The sequence below is a fragment of the Pectobacterium sp. CHL-2024 genome, from assembly GCF_044751765.1.
Lineage (GTDB): Bacteria > Pseudomonadota > Gammaproteobacteria > Enterobacterales > Enterobacteriaceae > Pectobacterium > Pectobacterium brasiliense.
This window is the reverse complement of record NZ_JBIXKO010000016.1, coordinates 58,253-78,688: the sequence shown is the minus strand read 5'-3', so window position 1 is coordinate 78,688 and position 20,436 is coordinate 58,253. Positions and strand designations below refer to the sequence as shown.

The 20,436-nt window shown below is 53.2% G+C and carries 15 protein-coding genes; 6 read left to right on the top strand and 9 right to left on the bottom strand.

Annotated elements, in window-relative coordinates; all coding sequences use genetic code 11:
* Positions 1–377: 377 nt before the first annotated feature.
* Positions 378–2,747, bottom strand: coding sequence for an aerobic respiration two-component sensor histidine kinase ArcB (gene arcB / locus ACIPUG_RS18265; RefSeq protein ID WP_040038097.1), 2,370 nt, complete (start codon positions 2,745–2,747; stop codon positions 378–380).
* Between the two features lie 111 nt (positions 2,748–2,858).
* A complete protein-coding gene (locus ACIPUG_RS18260) occupies positions 2,859–3,788 on the bottom strand; it encodes a TIGR01212 family radical SAM protein (protein ID WP_400339592.1) in 930 nt (309 codons plus the stop codon).
* A 651-nt stretch (positions 3,789–4,439) separates the two neighbouring features.
* Here ACIPUG_RS18260 and gltB point away from each other — a divergent pair.
* The 3 genes from gltB to ACIPUG_RS18245 all read left to right on the top strand — a co-directional run bounded on the left by gltB (position 4,440) and on the right by ACIPUG_RS18245 (position 11,370).
* A complete protein-coding gene (gltB, locus tag ACIPUG_RS18255) occupies positions 4,440–8,900 on the top strand; it encodes a glutamate synthase large subunit (protein WP_039498171.1) in 4,461 nt (1,486 codons plus the stop codon).
* Between the two features lie 9 nt (positions 8,901–8,909).
* Positions 8,910–10,328: a glutamate synthase small subunit gene (locus ACIPUG_RS18250; RefSeq protein WP_010280193.1), complete on the top strand. Its 1,419-nt coding sequence runs from the start codon at positions 8,910–8,912 to the stop codon at positions 10,326–10,328.
* 268 nt (positions 10,329–10,596) lie between these two features.
* Positions 10,597–11,370, top strand: a complete 774-nt coding sequence (locus ACIPUG_RS18245) for a (S)-acetoin forming diacetyl reductase (RefSeq protein ID WP_400339589.1) — start codon at positions 10,597–10,599, stop codon at positions 11,368–11,370.
* 58 nt (positions 11,371–11,428) lie between these two features.
* On the opposite strand, the gene sspB is transcribed toward ACIPUG_RS18245, so the two are convergent.
* From sspB to zapE, 5 genes are all read right to left on the bottom strand, one after another.
* Positions 11,429–11,932 (bottom strand): ClpXP protease specificity-enhancing factor, encoded by a 504-nt coding sequence (sspB, locus tag ACIPUG_RS18240; RefSeq protein WP_010296690.1) that lies wholly within the window; start codon positions 11,930–11,932, stop codon positions 11,429–11,431.
* A gap of 5 nt (positions 11,933–11,937) precedes the next feature.
* Positions 11,938–12,579: a stringent starvation protein SspA gene (gene sspA, locus ACIPUG_RS18235; RefSeq protein ID WP_005975503.1), complete on the bottom strand. Its 642-nt coding sequence runs from the start codon at positions 12,577–12,579 to the stop codon at positions 11,938–11,940.
* 334 nt (positions 12,580–12,913) lie between these two features.
* On the bottom strand, positions 12,914–13,306 hold the full coding sequence (gene rpsI, locus ACIPUG_RS18230; protein WP_010280182.1) for a 30S ribosomal protein S9: 393 nt from the start codon (positions 13,304–13,306) through the stop codon (positions 12,914–12,916).
* Positions 13,307–13,321: 15 nt separating this feature from the next.
* The gene (rplM, locus tag ACIPUG_RS18225) at positions 13,322–13,750 is read right to left on the bottom strand and encodes a 50S ribosomal protein L13 (RefSeq protein WP_005975488.1); all 429 of its coding nucleotides are present in this window, start codon (positions 13,748–13,750) and stop codon (positions 13,322–13,324) included.
* Positions 13,751–13,988: 238 nt separating this feature from the next.
* Positions 13,989–15,140 (bottom strand): cell division protein ZapE, encoded by a 1,152-nt coding sequence (gene zapE / locus ACIPUG_RS18220; protein ID WP_400339602.1) that lies wholly within the window; start codon positions 15,138–15,140, stop codon positions 13,989–13,991.
* A gap of 221 nt (positions 15,141–15,361) precedes the next feature.
* Here zapE and zapG point away from each other — a divergent pair, with 221 nt between their 5' ends.
* The 3 genes from zapG (at position 15,362) to degS (ending at position 18,632) form a co-directional block, all read left to right on the top strand.
* Positions 15,362–15,766, top strand: coding sequence for a Z-ring associated protein ZapG (gene zapG, locus ACIPUG_RS18215; RefSeq protein WP_005975485.1), 405 nt, complete (start codon positions 15,362–15,364; stop codon positions 15,764–15,766).
* A gap of 260 nt (positions 15,767–16,026) precedes the next feature.
* A complete protein-coding gene (gene degQ, locus ACIPUG_RS18210; RefSeq protein WP_014913864.1) occupies positions 16,027–17,397 on the top strand; it encodes a serine endoprotease DegQ in 1,371 nt (456 codons plus the stop codon).
* A 137-nt stretch (positions 17,398–17,534) separates the two neighbouring features.
* On the top strand, positions 17,535–18,632 hold the full coding sequence (gene degS / locus ACIPUG_RS18205; protein WP_039517834.1) for an outer membrane-stress sensor serine endopeptidase DegS: 1,098 nt from the start codon (positions 17,535–17,537) through the stop codon (positions 18,630–18,632).
* Positions 18,633–18,740: 108 nt separating this feature from the next.
* Here the strand turns inward: degS and murA are convergent, their stop codons facing one another.
* Positions 18,741–20,003, bottom strand: a complete 1,263-nt coding sequence (murA, locus tag ACIPUG_RS18200) for a UDP-N-acetylglucosamine 1-carboxyvinyltransferase (RefSeq protein WP_014913862.1) — start codon at positions 20,001–20,003, stop codon at positions 18,741–18,743.
* A gap of 83 nt (positions 20,004–20,086) precedes the next feature.
* The gene (gene ibaG / locus ACIPUG_RS18195) at positions 20,087–20,341 is read right to left on the bottom strand and encodes a BolA family iron metabolism protein IbaG (RefSeq protein ID WP_010280170.1); all 255 of its coding nucleotides are present in this window, start codon (positions 20,339–20,341) and stop codon (positions 20,087–20,089) included.
* Positions 20,342–20,436 lie beyond the last annotated feature (95 nt).

Here is a 20,436-nt window from a genome sequence, read left to right as displayed (position 1 = left end):
TTGTAACAAAGATTTCTACATTTGCTATTTTGTTGCTTGATGAAGATGTACAGTAGCTAGGTTTTAGTCGCTGTTGTAAGTTGTAGTCGTTAAGAGCATTGTAAGACACGAATATCCGCACTTGCGAGTTTACAAACCCTGAGATCTAAATGCAGGTGCATGTTTTCCCTGGTGTTGGCGCATAATTCGCGCACCCCGACTTCGGTCGGGGTCATTTTTTTCTACCGTATGAAAACGTGCAAAGCCCTCGCATCCCCATCCCCCTAGAATCGTAAGCCCTGCTTAATCTGCCGCCTTTTTGCATGATATCGCGTGAGACGAAAAAAAATTGCCTACCCGTTTTGCTCGCCACGTCCTTGTGGCCGCAACAGACCGTATCAGGACTCTTTTTCTGCCTTTGCTACCCAATCACGCAGTACCTGAACATCATGACGCCAGTCGTGCTTAAGCTCATCAACCCATTCCTGCACGTTATCCCACCATGCCGGTAGCGATGAGGTCTGAATCTGCTGGGCGACTTGTTGCAGATGCCGTAATCCAACGGAACCCGCCGCCCCTTTGATTTTGTGCCCTTCTTCCGTAATGCCTTTCTGGTCGCGCGCTGTCATGTTGGAATCCAGAATTGCCAGATAGCCCGGCATCATCTGTTCAAACATCTCCAGACTCTGGTGGATCAATTTCGGCCCCACCAAATCCAGATACTGTTCCAGCATCGGGATATCCAGCAGATCTTCTTCTGCGTTTGCCATGTCATCCTCCTCCTCAACCACAGGTTCTTCTGCCCACACCGTATGCGTGTCCCAGAACTGTTTGATGACAGCCGTCAGCGCAGGCACCGACAGCGGCTTACTGAGCACGTCGTCCATACCCGCATCCAGATATTCACGTTTATCTTTCAGTACGTTCGCCGTCAGCGCCACCAGCGGCGGCATGCTGCGTTTGCCATAGCGTGAACGCAGCTGACGCGCCACGTCCAGACCGGTCATATCCGGCAGTTGGATATCGAGCAGCACCAGATCGAACTCATCGGGATCGAACATATCCAACGCTTCCTGCCCGGTCATGGCGACATCCACGCTATTACCCAGTTTTTCCAGTACCGAACGCGCGACGACGACGTTGAGCTCAATATCCTCCACCAGCAGAACGTGCAGCGCCGGTAGCGGCAAATCATCGTCGTCGTCCAGACCGCTTCCCGCTTCATCGACGCTCGGTGCCGTCACTGTCAGAGTGAAACAGGAGCCCTTGCCTTGCGTGCTGGAAACCTGGATATCGCCTCCCATGTTCTGTGCCAGACGCTTCGACACCGCCAGACCGATTCCCGTGCCCGTTGCGGGCTTCCCACCGTGCTGGTCTTTGACCTGATAATACATGGCGAAGATTTTTTCCAGCTCATCCGCCGGAATGCCCATCCCGGAATCTTCCACTTCAAAGCGCAGACGATCGCCCTTTTCATGCCAGACGCGCACCACGATTTCGCCTTTTTTGCCGTTCTCACCCTTCGGCGTGAATTTCACCGCGTTACTGAGAAGGTTCCACAGAATCTGCCGCAGGCGCGTTCCATCAGTAATGACTTTCTGCGGCAAAGGCTGATGCTGGTCCATAATCAGCTTCAGGCCTTTCGGTTCCGCCAGCAGGCCGCCGAGGTTTTCCAGATCCACCAGAAAACCGGTGAAATCAATCGGCTGGTTATCCAGTTGCACCTTACGGCGCTCCTGTTTGTCCATCTCAATCACGTCGTTAAAGATATTGCCCAGCGTGATCGCGCTGACGTGGATGGTTTTCAGGTATTTTTGCTGCTCAGGGTCAAGTTGCGTATCCAGCAGGATGCGACTTAACCCGACAATGCCATTAAGCGGCGTACGAAGCTCGTGGCTGATTGTTGAGATAAAAGTGGTCTTCTCCCTACTGGCGTTCTCTAACGCGTCCTGGTAACGCTTACGCTCCGTTATATCGCGTCCAAATCCCATCAGCCCGTGACGTTTGCCCATCCGGTCATAAAACGGCACCTTGCGCAGCTCAAAACAGGCTTTACGGCCATCGGGATACACCAGCCATTGTTCATAGGTCAGAGAAACGTTGTGGCGGAACACTTTTTCGTCCGTTTCCATCACTTTCTCGGCAATATCGGGGGAGTAAACATCCTGCGGCGTCAGACCAATAAGCTGCTTCTGGCTTTTGCCCACCAGCAGTTCCATCGCACGGTTGCAGCCTGAGAATTCTTTATCTTCGTTACGGTAGTAAACCAAATCCGGCGAGGCATCGAGGAACGAACGCAGCAGCGCAGATTGCTGCTCCAGCTCAATCTGCGCCTGTTCACGGCGGGACATCTCTTCTTTGAGTCGGCTCATCACCAGCGCGCGTGCGTCTTCCGCTTTGATACGGTCGGCGATTTCCTGATTGAGCTGCGCGATATTCTCCTGAAGCTGCGCATTCAGCTCCAGATCCCGATGGCGCATTTCTTCCAGCTTCGCCACCAGCTTCGCCAGCCGCTGGCGCGACTCTTCGAGCTGTTCCACCACCACGGAGAGAAAATAAACGGCCCAGGGCGTAATCAACAGCCCGAAGAAAATGGAGCGGACCACGTCGATATTTTCGACTTCCCCGCTGAGCAACAGGGTGACGGCCATTTGCACCACCATCGCCAGCAGCACCAATACCGAGGCCAGCAGCAGTGAAAAACGGACAAGCCCCAGTTTTACCATCAAATCAACATAGTACTGCGCCAACAGACGAATTTGCTTCATAGCGATTTCCCTTAGTCACCCACCCGCGCATCATAACGTAAAACGACGGCTTATACGGTGCTGCCGCACAGATTCACGGCACAGCATCAGCCGCCAATGCCCTGCGGCACATTACCTATCAGCATAGCGGTAAGGCGTTCCCAGCGCGGAACCCTGTACGCCATGCGTTTGCAGATAGCGATCCAGCTCCACCATGCCCGTCCAGCGGTTTTCACACCAGAGCGGTGCCAGAAGCGTCGGGCGGCGGGCGCTGGCGGAAATGCGGTGATAAATCACCTCCGGCGGCGTATGGCGGATCATCTCTCCTGCTATCTCCACGTAGCGGTCCAGTGCCAGCTCTGGCAGCCTTCCCGCTCGCCAGGCCTTCGCCATCGTGCTGCCCTCCACGATATGGAGAGGGTGAAGCTTAATGCCCTCCACGCCGGTTTCAACCACCTGCTCCAGCGTCGATAAGCAGTGCTGTGCGTCCTCTCCCGGTAAACCCACGATCAGATGACTACACACTTTCAGACCGCGTGCTCGCGCACGGCGGGTGGTTTCCTGATAGCAGGCGAAGTCATGGCCGCGATTAATCCGGTGCAGCGTTTTGTCACACGCGCTTTGCAGACCCAGTTCCAGCCAAACCTCGTAGCCCTGCTCATGGTAGCGGGACAGCAAATCCAGTACCGCATCGGGCACGCAGTCGGGGCGAGTGCCCACGCAAAGCCCCACCATTTCGGCCTGCTTCAACGCTTCCTGATACATGTTTTCCAGCACCTGAACCTCGGCATAGGTGCTGGTATACGCCTGGAAATACGCCAGATAGCGTTTGGCTCGGTTCACCTTTCCCGCTTGCGTTTCCAACTGCTGCGCGATGCTGCGTTGCTGCATCTGCTCATCGGCAAACGAGGCCACATTACAGAACGTGCAACCGCCCCACCCCAGCGTGCCATCACGGTTTGGGCAGTTAAACCCGCCGTGCAGCGTCAGCTTGTGGATCTTCTCGCCATAGCGACGTTGAAGATTTCCGCCAAACATATTGATTAATTTTTGCAATTGCATATTCTAACCTGCTCCCTTGAGGAACAGCAGACTACCTTTCTCTCGCTCCCTTCGCGATGACCGCGATCAATCACACACATCCCAATGAAATGCATTTTTATTCGCTTTTAGTGAAAATAAACTCACGTCAGTGCTAATTAATTTTTCTTATCCCGCATGCTCGCTTAATGAAAAGATGAAGCAATACTTAAAAATAGTTTCATGAAATCTAAAAGTAGTCATATACAGCATAATATGCTACGACGCAGAGAGAACGCAGCATGGATAAGGGTTCCCGCGCTTTTGTATAGTGATACAGCTCACACTTCAATTAAACCCCATATTCATTTATCGAGATAGATTTTCTAAAAAAATCATTATCTTTCATAGGTATAATTAAAAATTATCGCTTATCAGCACATTTTACACTGGTATTTGACCTGAACAGGCTTTCTCGCTAATTTGGGGATCCGCTGGAAGCTTTCCTGACGGGTTCACGACTCGTCATATTTATGCAGTAAATGAAGACTCCCTCTAAAAACAAGTCATTTACCACTTGTGAGACCGTCACGAGAGGCCGAAGAAGAGAGCGTAATACTAGCCGCTCAACGCCACGGTGCTTTCTCGCAGTAGGTTGTGAGAGTCACACAGAGCCTGGGGAGGTTCACTAACATGTTGTACGATGCATCCCAAGAGAGAGATAACTGTGGTTTCGGATTAATCGCCCATATAGAAGGTGAGCCAAGCCATAAAGTAGTGCGTACTGCCATTCACGCACTCGCACGCATGCAGCACCGTGGCGCAATCCTTGCTGACGGCAAGACTGGCGACGGCTGCGGTTTATTACTTCAGAAGCCCGATCGTTTCTTTCGTCTGGTGGCGGAAGAACACGGCTGGCGTTTAGCTAAAAACTACGCCGTTGGCATGATGTTTCTCAATCAGGACGAAGAGCTGGCTCGCGCCACACGTCGGATTGTAGAAGAAGAGTTGCAGAACGAAACGCTGTCCGTACTCGGCTGGCGTGAAGTTCCGACCAACCCGGATGTACTGGGGGAAATTGCCCTGTCGTCCATGCCGCGTATTGAGCAAATTTTCGTTAACGCCCCGGCTGGCTGGCGTCAACGTGATATGGAACGTCGCCTGTTCATGGCGCGTCGCCGTATCGAAAAACGCATTGAAGATAAAGAGTTCTACGTTTGTAGCTTCTCCAATCTGGTCACGATCTATAAAGGTCTGTGCATGCCGGCGGATCTGCCGCGCTTCTACCTTGATCTGGCCGATCTGCGTCTGGAATCGGCAATTTGCCTGTTCCACCAACGTTTCTCAACCAACACCGTTCCACGCTGGCCGCTGGCGCAGCCGTTCCGCTATCTGGCGCACAACGGCGAGATCAACACCATCGCCGGTAACCGCCAGTGGGCACGCGCGCGTGCTTACAAGTTCAAAACGCCGCTGATCCCGGATTTGCAGGATGCCGCGCCGTTCGTCAACGAAACCGGTTCTGACTCCAGCTCACTGGATAACATGCTGGAACTGTTCCTGAGCGGCGGGATGGATATCATCCGTGCCATGCGCCTGCTGGTTCCGCCAGCCTGGCAGAACAACCCGGATATGGATCCTGAACTGCGCGCCTTCTTCGACTTTAACTCCATGCACATGGAGCCGTGGGATGGCCCGGCCGGTATCGTGATGTCCGACGGGCGCTATGCCGCCTGTAACCTGGATCGTAACGGCCTGCGACCTGCGCGCTATGTCATCACCAAAGACAAGCTGATCACCTGTGCCTCTGAAGTCGGTATCTGGGATTACCAGCCGGATGAAGTCGTTGAAAAAGGCCGCGTCGGTCCGGGCGAACTGATGGTGATCGACACCCGCAGCGGCCGTATCCTGCACTCTGCCGAGACCGATGACGATCTGAAAAGCCGCCACCCTTACAAAGAGTGGATGGAGAAAAACGTTAAGCGTCTGGTGCCGTTTGAAGAGTTGCCAGACGATCAGGTCGGTAGCCGTGAATTCGACGATGAGCTGCTGGAGACCTTCCAGAAACAGTACGGTTACAGCAGCGAAGAGCTGGATCAGGTCATCCGCGTGCTGGGTGAGAACGGTCAGGAAGCTACGGGGTCAATGGGCGATGACACGCCGTTCGCCGTGCTGTCCAGCCGTCCACGCATCATTTATGACTACTTCCGTCAGCAGTTCGCGCAGGTAACCAACCCGCCGATCGATCCGCTGCGTGAAGCACATGTGATGTCGCTGGCGACCAGTATTGGTCGCGAGATGAACGTCTTCTGTGAAGCAGAAGGTCAGGCTCACCGCCTGAGCTTTAAATCGCCGATCCTGCTTTACTCCGACTTCACCCAGCTGACGTCGCAGGATGAGCTGCACTATCGCGCCGACACGTTAGATCTGACATTTGATCCGTCGCAGCAAACGCTGCAACAGACAATCGAGAAGCTGTGTGACGAAGCAGAAAGCAAAGTCAGAGACGGTGCCGTGCTGCTGGTGCTCTCCGACCGCGGCATTAGCGAATCACGCTTGCCTGTTCCTGCGCCGATGGCCGTCGGTGCCGTTCAGCGCCGTCTGGTCGAAAAGAGCCTGCGCTGTGATGCCAACATCATTGTCGAAACCGCCAGCGCGCGCGATCCGCACCACTTTGCCGTGCTGTTAGGCTTTGGTGCGACGGCTATCTACCCTTACCTCGCCTACGAAACGCTGGCGCGGATGGTGGATAACCACACGATCGACAAACCTTATCGTGCCGTGATGCTGAACTACCGTAACGGCATCAATAAAGGCCTGTACAAGATTATGTCCAAAATGGGCATCTCGACGATTGCGTCTTATCGCTGTTCCAAGCTGTTTGAAGCCGTGGGCCTGCATAAAGATGTGTCGACGCAATGCTTCCTGGGCGTCGTCAGCCGCATCGGCGGTGCAAACTACAGCGACTTCGAACAGGATCTATTGAACCTGTCTAAGCGTGCCTGGCTGAAACGTAAAACGCTGGAACAGGGCGGCCTGCTGAAATTTGTTCACGGCGGCGAATACCATGCCTACAACCCGGATGTCGTCACCACGCTGCAAACCGCGGTGAAAACCGGGGAGTACAGCGATTACGAGCAATACGCCAAACTGGTTAACGAGCGTCCAGCAGCGACCTTACGCGACCTGCTGGCACTGAAACCGCAAGAAGGCGCGGCTATCGCGATCGACAGCGTTGAACCCGCTTCTGAAATGTTCAAACGCTTCGATACTGCGGCCATGTCCATCGGTGCGCTCAGCCCTGAAGCCCATGAATCGCTGGCAGAGGCGATGAACGGACTGGGCGGCTTCTCCAACTCCGGTGAAGGCGGCGAAGATCCGGCGCGTTACGGCACCAATAAAGTGTCCCGTATCAAGCAGGTTGCTTCTGGCCGCTTTGGTGTGACGCCAGCCTATCTGGTTAACGCCGATGTGATTCAGATTAAAGTGGCGCAGGGCGCGAAGCCGGGCGAAGGCGGTCAGTTACCGGGTGATAAAGTCACGCCGTACATTGCACGTCTGCGTTATTCCGTGCCGGGCGTGACGCTGATTTCACCACCGCCGCACCACGATATTTACTCTATCGAAGATCTGGCACAGCTGATTTTCGATCTGAAGCAGGTCAACCCGAAAGCGATGATTTCGGTAAAACTGGTGTCCGAACCGGGCGTCGGAACTATCGCTACGGGCGTTGCCAAAGCGTACGCCGATTTGATCACCATTGCTGGCTACGACGGCGGCACAGGTGCCAGCCCGCTGTCCTCCGTGAAATACGCGGGCTGCCCGTGGGAGCTGGGTCTGGTTGAAACGCAACAGGCTTTGGTCTCCAACGGTCTGCGTCACAAAATCCGCCTTCAGGTAGATGGTGGCTTGAAAACCGGTCTGGATATCGTCAAAGCCGCGATTCTGGGTGCAGAAAGCTTCGGCTTCGGCACCGGACCAATGGTTGCGCTGGGCTGTAAATACCTGCGTATCTGTCACCTGAATAACTGTGCGACAGGTGTTGCAACACAGGATGAGAAGCTGCGCCGCGATCACTACCACGGCCTGCCTGAGCGTGTAACCAACTACTTCCACTTCATCGCACATGAAACTCGCGTGCTGATGGCAGAACTGGGCGTTAGCCGTCTGGTGGATCTGATTGGTCGTACCGACTTGCTGGTCGAGCTGGACGGTTTCAGTGCGAAACAGAACAAGCTGGATCTGTCGCCGCTGCTGCACGCGGCACAGCCTCAGCCGGGCAAAGCGCTGTACTGCACTGAAAGCAATCTGTCGTTCGATAAAGGTTTGTTGAACAAAGAGCTGCTGGCACAGGCACAGCCGCACATCGATGCGAAACAGGGTAAAGCGCTCTACTTCGACATCCGTAACACCGATCGCTCCGTCGGCGCGACGCTGTCCGGTGCAATTGCCGAGAAACATGGCGATCAAGGGCTGGCGGGCGATCCAATTAAAGCGCACTTCTCCGGTACCGCAGGACAGAGCTTTGGCGTCTGGAACGCCGGCGGCGTAGAGCTGAAATTAACTGGCGATGCCAACGACTACGTGGGCAAAGGCATGGCGGGCGGCAGTATCTCCGTGCGTCCTCCAGTCGGTTCTGCCTTCCGCAGCCACGAAGCCAGCATCATCGGTAACACCTGCCTCTACGGCGCTACCGGCGGTAAGCTGTTTGCCGCAGGCCGTGCAGGTGAGCGTTTCGCCGTACGTAACTCCGGCTGTATCACCGTGGTAGAAGGCATCGGCGATAACGGCTGTGAATACATGACAGGCGGTATCGTCTGCGTACTGGGTCGTACCGGCGTGAACTTTGGCGCAGGTATGACCGGTGGATTCGCCTACGTGCTGGATGAAGACGGTGAATTCCGCAAACGCGTTAACCCGGAACTGGTGGAAGTGCTGGATGTCGAAGAACTGGCTATTCATGAAGAACACCTTCGTGGCCTGATCACCGAGCACGTGCAGAATACCGGTTCACACCGCGGAGAAGAGATCCTCGCTAACTGGCCGACCTGGGCACCGAAATTTGCTCTGGTGAAACCGAAGTCAAGTGATGTGAAGGCATTGTTGGGTCACCGTAGTCGTTCCGCAGCCGAGCTGCGGGTTCAGGCGCAGTAAGAGGTCATCATGAGTCAGAATGTTTACCAGTTTATCGACTTACAGCGCGTTGATCCGCCCAAGAAGCCGCTGAAGATTCGTAAAATTGAATTTGTTGAGATCTACGAGCCGTTCTCAGAAAGCCAGTCCAAAGCCCAGGCAGACCGCTGCCTGGCGTGCGGTAACCCTTACTGTGAGTGGAAGTGTCCGGTACATAACTACATCCCGAACTGGCTGAAGCTGGCGAACGAAGGCCGCATTATCGAAGCGGCTGAGTTATCGCACCAGACCAACAGCCTGCCGGAAGTCTGCGGTCGCGTATGCCCGCAGGACCGTCTGTGTGAAGGGTCTTGTACGCTGAATGATGAATTCGGCGCGGTCACCATTGGCAACATCGAACGCTACATCAATGATAAAGCGATAGAGATGGGCTGGAAGCCAAGCGTTGCCAACGTCAAACCGACCGGCAAACGCGTCGCCATCATTGGCGCAGGCCCTGCTGGGCTGGCGTGTGCTGACGTGTTGGCACGCAATGGCGTACAGGCTGTCGTGTTCGATCGTCATCCTGAGATCGGTGGCCTGCTGACCTTCGGTATCCCTTCTTTCAAGCTGGAAAAAGAAGTGATGGTGAAACGTCGTGAGATCTTCACCGAGATGGGCATCGAATTCCGTCTGAATACCGAAGTTGGTAAAGACGTGCAGATGAAAGCGCTGCTGGACGAGTACGATGCAGTCTTCCTCGGCGTCGGCACCTATCAGTCTATGCGTGGCGGATTGGACAATGAAGACGCTCAAGGTGTCTACGATGCGCTGCCGTTCCTGATCGCCAATACCAAGCAGCTGATGGGCTTTGAAGCCGCAGTAGACGAGCCTTACATCAGCATGCAAGGTAAACGCGTTGTGGTGCTGGGCGGTGGCGACACCGCGATGGACTGCGTGCGTACCTCGATTCGTCAGGGCGCAACGCACGTTACCTGTGCCTATCGTCGTGATGAAGAAAACATGCCGGGCTCCAAGCGCGAAGTGAAAAACGCGCGTGAAGAAGGCGTCGAGTTCAAATTCAACCTGCAACCGTTAAGCGTCGAGATCAATGGCGCGGGCAAAGTATGCGGCGTGAAAATGGCACGTACTGCGCTGGGCGCACCGGATGCCAACGGCCGTCGTCGTCCTGAAATCGTAGAGGGTTCCGAGCACGTACTGGAAGCCGATGCGGTCATCATGGCGTTTGGCTTCCGTCCGCACAAAATGGCGTGGCTGGCAGAACATGACGTCAAGCTGGACGACCAAGGTCGCATTGTCGCACCAGAAAGCTGCGATAACGCCTTCCAGACCAGCAACCCGAAAATCTTTGCGGGTGGCGATGCAGTACGCGGTTCCGATCTAGTGGTGACCGCCATCGCAGAAGGTCGTAAAGCCGCTGACGGTATCATGAACTATCTGGAAGTGTAAGAACGACCCACTTCTCTTAAGGGCAGCGTAGGCTGCCCTTTTCTTTTTTAGTCTTTACCTGAAATTTCGGTTAGCGGCCGATGGCAATCAGCTCTATATTTCCCATACGGAATATCACACCAAACAGTCTAATAAAACCTTCGTCTTTCCACTGAGTTCTAAAGAACCTTTCGTAATAAATCCTGCAATATCACGTTAACGACCTACACTTACCTACGGCATTTACTTGTCTTTATTGAGATTGGATTTCATTAAGGAGGAAGGAACTATGACAGTCGAAGTGGCCCTTGTAACAGGAGCCGGTCAAGGTATTGGCCGCGCTATTGCTCTCAGACTGGCGGCAGACGGTTTTGCCGTCGCCATCGTGGACTATAACCAAGAAACCGCACACCGCGTGGCGCAGGAAATCGAAAAATCCGGCGGACAGGCCATCGCACTACAGGCGGACGTCGCGGATCGTGAAGCGGTTTTCGCCGCTGTCGCAGAAACCAAAAAGCGCTTTGGTGACTTTAACGTCATCGTCAATAACGCTGGTGTTGCCCCTTCAACCCTGATTGAAGACATCACGCCAGACGTTGTCGATCGCGTTTATAACATCAACGTCAAAGGCGTTATCTGGGGTATTCAGGCTGCGCTCGATGCCTTCAAATCTCTGGGGCACGGCGGAAAAATCATCAATGCCAGCTCGCAGGCCGGGCATGTGGGCAACCCCGAACTTGCCGTCTACAGCTCAAGTAAATTCGCAGTGCGTGGCTTAACGCAAACAGCCGCACGCGATTTAGCGCCGCTGGGTATCACGGTCAACGGTTACTGTCCGGGTATCGTAAAAACACCAATGTGGGATGAAATCGATCGGAAGATCTCCGAATCCGCAGGGAAACCGCGTGGCTATGCGACGGAAGAGTTCGCCAAACGCATCACGCTGGGCCGCCTTTCCGAACCGGAAGATGTCGCTGCCTGCGTGTCCTATCTGGCCAGCCACGATTCCGACTATATGACGGGGCAGTCGCTATTGATTGATGGCGGAATGGTGTTCAGTTAACCGCATAGTCCGCGAACAACGGGAATAAGAAAGGGCACCACAAGGGTGCCCTTAAACATTACTTCACGACCCGTAGCGACGGTCGGCCACCTTTAGGCGGCTGTGGTGGTTCATCATCAGAACCCGAGCCATCGTCAGGCGCTTCAGAATCAGGTGAGCTATCGACAATCGACATGACCGTCCCTGAAGCGGGTGCGCCTTCCTGAAAGTCTTCATACTCACCTGCAGATTCGTAAGCAGGTTCGGACTCAAACATCGTTCCAGCCCCGTTCTCACGTGCATAAATCGCCATGACGGCCGCCATCGGCACATAAACCTGACGTGGTACGCCGCCAAAACGGGCATTGAAACGAACGCTGTCATCAGCTAACTCAAGGCCGCCAACAGCGCGCGGTGCGATATTCAGCACGATCTGGCCGTCACGGGCGAACTCCATCGGCACCATAACATCCGGCAGAGTGACATCTACCACCAGATGAGGCGTTAATTGGTTATCCAGTAACCAATCATAAAAAGCCCGTAATAAATACGGACGACGCGGAGACAGTTGAGACAACGCCATACGGTTTAACCTCGGGTTTGCAAACGCATTTCACGTTCCACTTCCGTCAGGGAAGCCAAGAACGCATCACGCTCAAAGACGCGAGTCATGTAGCCTTTCAGCTCTTTCGCGCCCGAACCACTCAGTTCAATGCCTAACTGCGGCAAACGCCACAGCAACGGAGCCAGATAGCAATCCACCAGGCTGAACTCTTCACTCATGAAATAAGGCGCTTCATTGAACACGGGGGCAATAGCCAGCAGTTCTTCACGCAATTGCTTACGCGCTGCGTCCGCTTCCTGAGCGCTGCCGTGCGTAATTTTCTTCAGCAAAGAATACCAGTCGCTCTCAATGCGGTGCATCATCAGGCGGCTGTTACCGCGCGCAACCGGATAGACAGGCATTAACGGCGGATGAGGAAAACGTTCATCCAGATACTCCATGATAATACGTGATTCATAGAGCGTCAGTTCACGATCGACCAGCGTTGGCACGGAACCGTAAGGATTGAGGTCAATAAGATCCTGAGGCAGATTATCCATGTCTACCTGCTCAATCTCGACACTCACACCCTTTTCCGCCAATACGATGCGGACCTGATGGCTAAAAATGTCGGATGGACCAGAAAACAGCGTCATTACCGAACGTTTGTTGGCAGCGACAGCCATGAAAACCTCCAAGTTTATCGAGAAAATATGGCGAATAACCGCGCAGTCAGTAACCTGCAAACCGCTATTCGAAATGCTGCTCGCCAATGTGTGTAAACGTCACCGGATAAAAATCCAGCTGTTTTAAACAGCTACACGATAGCCTACACACAGGCATAAAATCGGCGGATAGTTTATCAGATTTTGTTCGTTTTGTGGGGGTACAAGCACAATTTCATCGTTAACATACGGAAAGTAAAGCATATATTTCGAGGAAATTTATTTTTAGACATAAAAAAACCCGGTGACCAGCACCGGGTTTTTTGCATTGATTTCGCTGCAAAGCAGCCAGAAATTAACGCTTGGAGAACTGAGGACGACGACGTGCTTTACGCAGACCGACTTTCTTACGTTCAACCTGACGAGCATCACGAGTAACGAAACCAGCTTTACGCAGTTCGCTACGCAGAGACTCATCATACTCCATCAGAGCGCGGGTGATACCGTGACGGATCGCACCAGCCTGACCAGAGATACCACCACCTTTAACGGTGATGTACAGATCAAATTTACCAACCATGTCGACCAGTTCAAGCGGCTGACGAACTACCATGCGGGCAGTTTCGCGACCGAAGTACTGTTCCAGACTACGCTGGTTGATAACGATGTTACCGTTGCCCGGTTTGATGAACACGCGAGCGGCGGAGCTTTTGCGGCGACCAGTGCCGTAGTATTGATTTTCAGCCATTGCCTATAATCCCGATTAAATGTCCAGAACTTGCGGTTGCTGTGCCGCGTGATTGTGCTCGGTGCCCGCGTAAACTTTCAGTTTACGGAACATAGCACGACCCAACGGGCCCTTCGGCAGCATGCCTTTAACCGCGATTTCAATCACACGCTCAGGACGGCGGGCAATCATCTCTTCAAAGGTCGCTTGTTTAATACCACCGATGTGACCGGTGTGATGATAATAAATCTTGTCAGTACGCTTGTTGCCAGTTACAGCAACTTTGTCAGCGTTCAGAACGATGATGTAATCACCCGTATCAACGTGCGGAGTGTATTCCGCTTTATGCTTGCCGCGCAGACGACGAGCCAGTTCAGTAGCGAGACGGCCTAAAGTTTTACCGTTCGCATCAACAACGTACCAGTCGCGTTTTACGGTCTCTGGTTTAGCTGTAAAAGTTTTCATTAAAAGCTTACCCAATAATTAGTTACACGTTGGTGAACACCCAAACGCTCGAAAACAGTTGAGGCTCACACGACCATCAAGTCCAGCAAACCTACCCCTTCGAATAGCCATTGCCGGCACTATAAAGTTTTTGGGAAAAAAAACTTTGTTGTAACGTGGGGTCGCAAGATTATAGAGAAGTCATTCTCAAAGATCGACCTTTTTTCACACGCAAATGACTAAAAAACCGCAGCCTGCGTTACGCCAAATGCGGCTGCCGTAAGTACTCTTCGCTCTGCATTTCCTGCAAACGCGATAAACAGCGCTGGTATTCAAATTTCAGGTGCTCTCCCTGATAGATCTCAAACATCGACGCCTGCGCAGAAATAATCAATTTGATACGGCGATCGTAGCACTCGTCCACCAGTGCCAGAAAACGGCGAGCGGTGTTCTCTTCCTTCGTTTCCATCACCGTCACATTGTGCAACAGCATCGTGTGGTAGAGGCGCGACAATGCGATGTAATCATTCTGGCTACGCGCTTCGGTACACAGCGTGTGGAAATCAACCGCCAGCACGCCGTCACTCGCGCCAAGTGTCGATAGCGGACGATGATTGATCTCCAGCAGCGGCCCCGGCGTCTGCCACGGTTTCCCGGTCAGGCGGGTAAACATCTGCTGCATCGCCGCATCCGTCTCTTCATTCAGCGGCGAGAGATAAAGGTGTGCCTGTGTCAGCGTACGCAGACGATAATCGATACCCGCATCGACATTACGCACTTCGCAATACTGCTTAATCAGCTCAATCGCAGGCAGAAAACGCGCGCGTTGCAGTCCATTACGGTAGAGATCGTCTGGCGGAATATTCGACGTCGCCACCAGCGCAATGCCACGAGCAAACAGCGCTCGCAACAGTTCAGCCAGCAGCATCGCATCGGTAATGTCAGAGACGAAAAATTCATCGAAACACAGCACATCCGTTTCGGCCTTAAAACCGTCGGCCACTTTCTCCAGCGGGTTTTCCTGTCCCTGAAACTGGTTCAGCTCTTCATGCACACGCAGCATAAAACGATGAAAATGCAGGCGCATCTTGCGTTCGGCAGGCAAGCTGTGGAAAAACATATCCATCAGCCAGGTTTTACCGCGCCCGACGCCGCCCCACATGTACAGCCCTTGAACCGGCGCAGATTCACGTTTATTACGCCGCCCCAGCCAGCTACGCCATTTCCCCACGCGGTCGGATGCCCCCGCATCGCCATCAGCAGCGCGTTCACATAACGCCTGATGTATCGCCTCCAGGCGCACAACGGTTTGCCGTTGCACCTCGTCCGGCTGATACTCACCAGCGGAAAGTGCCTGCTGATAAAGCGCCAAGGGTGTTGTTTGCTGTTGTGTTGTCTGTGGAATAACCATAGCCATCGCAATCCCTGAGAAAAAAGTTAGTCGTGTTTTGCTGTGTGTTGTCGTCGATTTAAGCCGTAATCGTCGCAGTTAACAACCTTGATGTCTGCGGTAGGTCAACATTCCTTTCTGTCATCGAGCATCAGGATTCCACTCAGGCAAGGTTAACGGTTATAGTGACTATTATTAAGTGAAAAACCCTACGGGACAACGACGTCAAAATAGGAGCTATTATGACTTGGGAGTATGCGCTGATAGGTTTAGTTGTCGGTATTATTATTGGTGCTGTAGCCATGCGCTTTGGTAACCGTAAGCTGCGGCAACAGCAGGTATTGCAGAATGAGCTGGAGAAAAGCAAAACCGAACTGGAAGATTATCGTCAGGAATTGGTGGGTCACTTCGCCCGCAGTGCGGAGCTGTTGGATAACATGGCGGATGATTATCGTCAGCTTTATCAACACATGGCGAAAAGCTCCAATAACCTGTTACCTAACGTTCCCGGTCAGGATAATCCGTTTAAATATCGTCTGACCGAGTCAGAAGCGGATAACGATCAGGCTCCGGTGAACATGCCGCCGCGCGATTATTCCGACGGTGCATCAGGCCTGCTGCGGGGCGAACGCCCGATTCGCAAGTAATTCATTCAATTACCTTAAGCGTGGGGCTTTCTGTCTCACGCTTTCCCCTCTCTTGTTCTACGCTTAAAACGCTTGTACGTTTAAGACGCGTACCGCAGGCTGCCATCGTCCGATCACGCATTAAAAACGCGATAGTTACAATCTGCTGACGAAACAGCAGTGAACTTTACACATTGATCGCCAGTCTGACTCTTCACCGTGTCTTTAAGTTTATATATCATCGTTTTATTCATCCGCAGGCCGTGAGAGAGTTAATAACAATGAAAAAAACATCATTACTATTTAGTGCACTGGCAATGAGTATAGGTTTGACCCTGTCCACGCTTCCCGCTGCAAATGCTGCGCTGCCTGCCGTGGTTCAAGGTCAACAGACGCCAAGTCTGGCCCCGATGCTGGAGAAAGTCTTGCCAGCCGTCGTCAGCGTGCATGTTGAAGGTACACAGGTACAGCGTCAGCGCGTACCGGAAGAATTCAAGTTCTTCTTTGGCCCTAACTTCCCGACGGACAAACAAAATTCTCGCCCGTTTGAAGGGCTGGGCTCTGGCGTCATTATTGATGCCGCAAAAGGTTACGTTCTCACCAACAATCATGTGATCAATAACGCCGACAAGATCCGCGTCCAGCTTAATGACGGACGTGAGTATGAGGCGAAATTGATTGGGCGTGATGAGCAGACCGATATCGCCCTGCTACAGCTGAATGACGCCAAGAATCTGGTCTCTGTAAAAATGGCCGATTCCGATCAACTGCGCGTCGGTGATTTTGCCGTTGCCGTGGGTAACCCGTTCGGCCTTGGTCAGACCGCGACGTCCGGTATTATCTCCGCGCTGGGACGTAGCGGCCTGAATCTTGAAGGGTTAGAAAACTTCATCCAGACCGATGCATCCATCAACCGCGGTAACTCCGGCGGTGCGCTGGTTAACCTTAACGGCGAACTGATCGGTATCAACACCGCGATCCTGGCACCGGGCGGCGGAAACATCGGTATCGGCTTCGCGATCCCTAGCAACATGGCCCAGAATCTGGCGCAGCAGCTGGTTGAATTTGGCGAAGTGAAACGCGGTCTGCTGGGTATTAAAGGCAGCGAGATGACGTCGGAAATGGCGAAAGCCTTCAACGTCGACGCGCAGCGCGGGGCCTTCGTCAGCGAAGTCTTACCGAAATCTGCCGCAGCCAAAGCCGGTATCAAGGCGGGCGACGTGTTGACGACGCTGGATGGTAAACCCATCAGCAGCTTTGCAGAACTGCGGGCCAAAGTCGGCACCACCGCGCCGGGCAAGACCGTGAAAATCGGCCTGCTGCGTGATGGTAAACCGCAGGAAGTTTCCGTCGTGTTGGATAACAGCTCATCGGCATCAACCAGCGCTGAAACGCTTTCACCGTCATTGCAGGGGGCTTCTCTGACTAATGGCCAATTGAAAGACGGCAGCAAAGGCGTACAGATCGATAACGTTGCTAAGGACACACCTGCGGCACAGGTCGGTCTGCAAAAAGGCGATGTCATCATCGGCGTGAACCGCGAGCGTATTGAAAACATCACGCAACTGCGCAAACTGCTGGAAGCGAAGCCTTCCGTTCTGGCCTTGAATATCGTCCGGGGCGAAGAAACGATTTATCTGCTGCTACGTTAATCGCTTGCCGTCTTTTTCGGCAGCTTAACTGGCCAGAACATCGCTAATGTTAAAAAATCGGACACCGAGCCATGCGGTGTCCGAACTTCTCGTGATATTCTCCTCTTATCTCCCTTTTTCCACAGTAAATCACGGCCATGCTTGCTAAGTTATTACGTTCAGCGCTCTTTGGTGCCCTCGTCGCCGGTATTATTCTGGCCGTACTGCCCTTTGTTGGGTCTGGCACGTCGTTTCTGAAAGGCAATGACAAAAATAATGATGGTTCGCCCATAAGCTACCATCAGGGAGTCAGCCATGCGGCGCCTGCTGTGGTGAACGTTTATAACCGGGTTGCCAAAGAGGGGAAACCCAACGAAGTCGCCATTCATCCTCTCGGATCCGGCGTCATCATGAATGAAAAAGGGTATATTTTAACCAATAAGCATGTGATCAATAACGTGCAGCAAATCCAGATAGAGCTATCAGACGGCAGACTGTACGAAGCCCGCGTGATCGGTTCCGATAGCCTGACGGATCTGGCTGTGTTGCAAATTGATGGCGTCAACCTGCCCGTTATTCCGATAAATCCAGACCGCATACCGCACGTCGGCGATGTCGTGATGGCGATCGGCAACCCTTATAATCTGGGGCAAACCGTCACGCAGGGCGTCATCAGCGCCACTGGCCGTGTCAGTCTTAGTACATACGGTCAGCAAAGAAGTCAGGTAGGACGCCAAAACTTGCTGCAAACCGATGCCTCAATTAACCACGGAAATTCCGGCGGTGCGCTGGTCAATACGCTTGGTGAACTGGTCGGTATTAACACCCTCTCGTTTGATAAAAGTAGCAACGGTGAAACACCGGAAGGCATTAGCTTCGCCATTCCCGTCGCGCTGGCGACCAAGGTGATGGGAAAACTCATCCGCGATGGCCGCGTGGTGCGTGGCTATATTGGCGTTAACGGCGTACAGATCGAGAATATTGAGAACAGCACGTCGACTAACAATCGTGATGCGCAGGATAGATTAAGCGGGATTCTCGTTCAGACTATCGATCCAGGTGGACCAGCGGATAAAGCGGGTATTCGCGTCGAAGACGTCATCGTCAGCGTGAACAATAAGCCTGCACGCTCGATTATTGAAACCATGGAACAGGTTTCGGAAATACGCCCCGGCACTGTCATTCCAGTCACGATTGTGCGTGATAAAAATCAAATCACACTACAAATGACGATTCAGGAATTCCCTACCCAATAACGACATGTCAGGTCGATTGATAAAGTCACATCGGCAGGTAAACAAGAAACCGGGTGGGAACCCACCCGGCTGACAAACCTAATTGTGAAGATAAACCAGCTAAAACGCTTACTCGTGCTCTTTAACGCGCTCGATATTCGCACCTAGCGCACGTAGCTTATCTTCGATGCGGTCATAGCCACGATCGATGTGATAAATACGATCGACTATCGTCACACCTTCCGCGATACAACCGGCTAATACCAGACTAGCTGACGCACGTAAGTCGGTCGCCATCACCTGCGCACCAGACAGCTTATCAACGCCGTGGCAAATCACCGTGTTGCTCTCAATTTCCGCCTGTGCGCCCATACGGATAAGCTCAGGCACGTGCATGAAGCGGTTTTCGAAGATGGTCTCGGTAATCACGCCCGTCCCTTCCGCAACCAGATTCAGCAAGCTGAACTGCGCCTGCATATCGGTCGGGAACCCCGGATGCGGCGACGTGCGAACGGTAACGGCTTTTGGACGCTTACCGTGCATATCCAAGCTGATCCAGTCTTCGCCAATTTCGATCTCCGCGCCCGCTTCGCGCAGCTTCGCCAACACCGCATCCAGCGTATCAGGACGGGTATTGCGACACATAATCTGACCACGAGATACCGCAGCCGCGACCAGGAATGTCCCAGTCTCAATACGGTCAGGCACCACGCGGTAAACACCGCCGCCCAGACGCGCAACGCCTTCAATGGTGATTTTATCCGTGCCTGCACCGCTGATTTTCGCACCCAGCGTATTCAGGAAATTCGCCGTATCGACAATCTCCGGCTCACGCGCCGCGTTCTCAATAATCGTGGTGCCTTCCGCCAGCGTCGCCGCACTCATGATGGTGACCGTGGCACCCACGCTCACTTTATCCATCACGATGTGCGCACCTTTCAGGCGGCCATCAACCGTTGCTTTGACATAGCCTTCTTCCAGTACGATCTGCGCACCGAGCTGCTCAAGGCCATAAATGTGCAAATCTACCGGACGCGCGCCAATCGCACAGCCGCCGGGCAGCGAGACCTGACCTTGACCAAAGCGCGCCACCAGCGGCCCTAAAGCCCAAATAGAGGCGCGCATGGTTTTCACCAGATCGTACGGCGCACAGAACACGTTTACCTCGCTGGCATCCACATGGACGGAACCGTTACGCTCAACGCGCGCACCCAGTTGACCAAGCAGCTTCATGGTGGTATCAATATCGCGCAGTTTCGGTACGTTCTGAATTTCTACCGGCTCTTCTGCGAGTAGCGCAGCGAACAGGATGGGCAACGCAGCATTCTTGGCGCCAGAAATGGTCACTTCCCCCGCTAAGCGGGTTGGGCCCTGAACACGAAATTTATCCATAGTCTTTGTATCTCAATGTCTTAATTCAATATGTCGTCACACTGATACCAGCAGCTTATTCCCACTCGCACGGAGAATAATACTTAGAAGCCGTTCAGTTTACGGTCGCGTTGCCACTCTTCCGGCGTATAAGCCTTGATCGACAACGCATGAATACGGTTATCCGCGATGTACTCCATCAGCGGCGCATAAACGGCCTGCTGTTTTTTGACTCGGCTCATTCCAGCAAAAAGTCCGCCCACTACGATGACCTGAAAATGGCTGCCATCACCAGAAACATGGGCTTCTTCCAGTGCCAATGCGTTCATCAGCACGTCTTTAATTTCGTTATTTTCCATCGCTCTCGATTTCTATGTCAGGGGGAGATGATTTACAGGGAGGTATCTTAGATGAATATGACGCTATCTTAAACAAAGAATACGCCCCTTCAGAC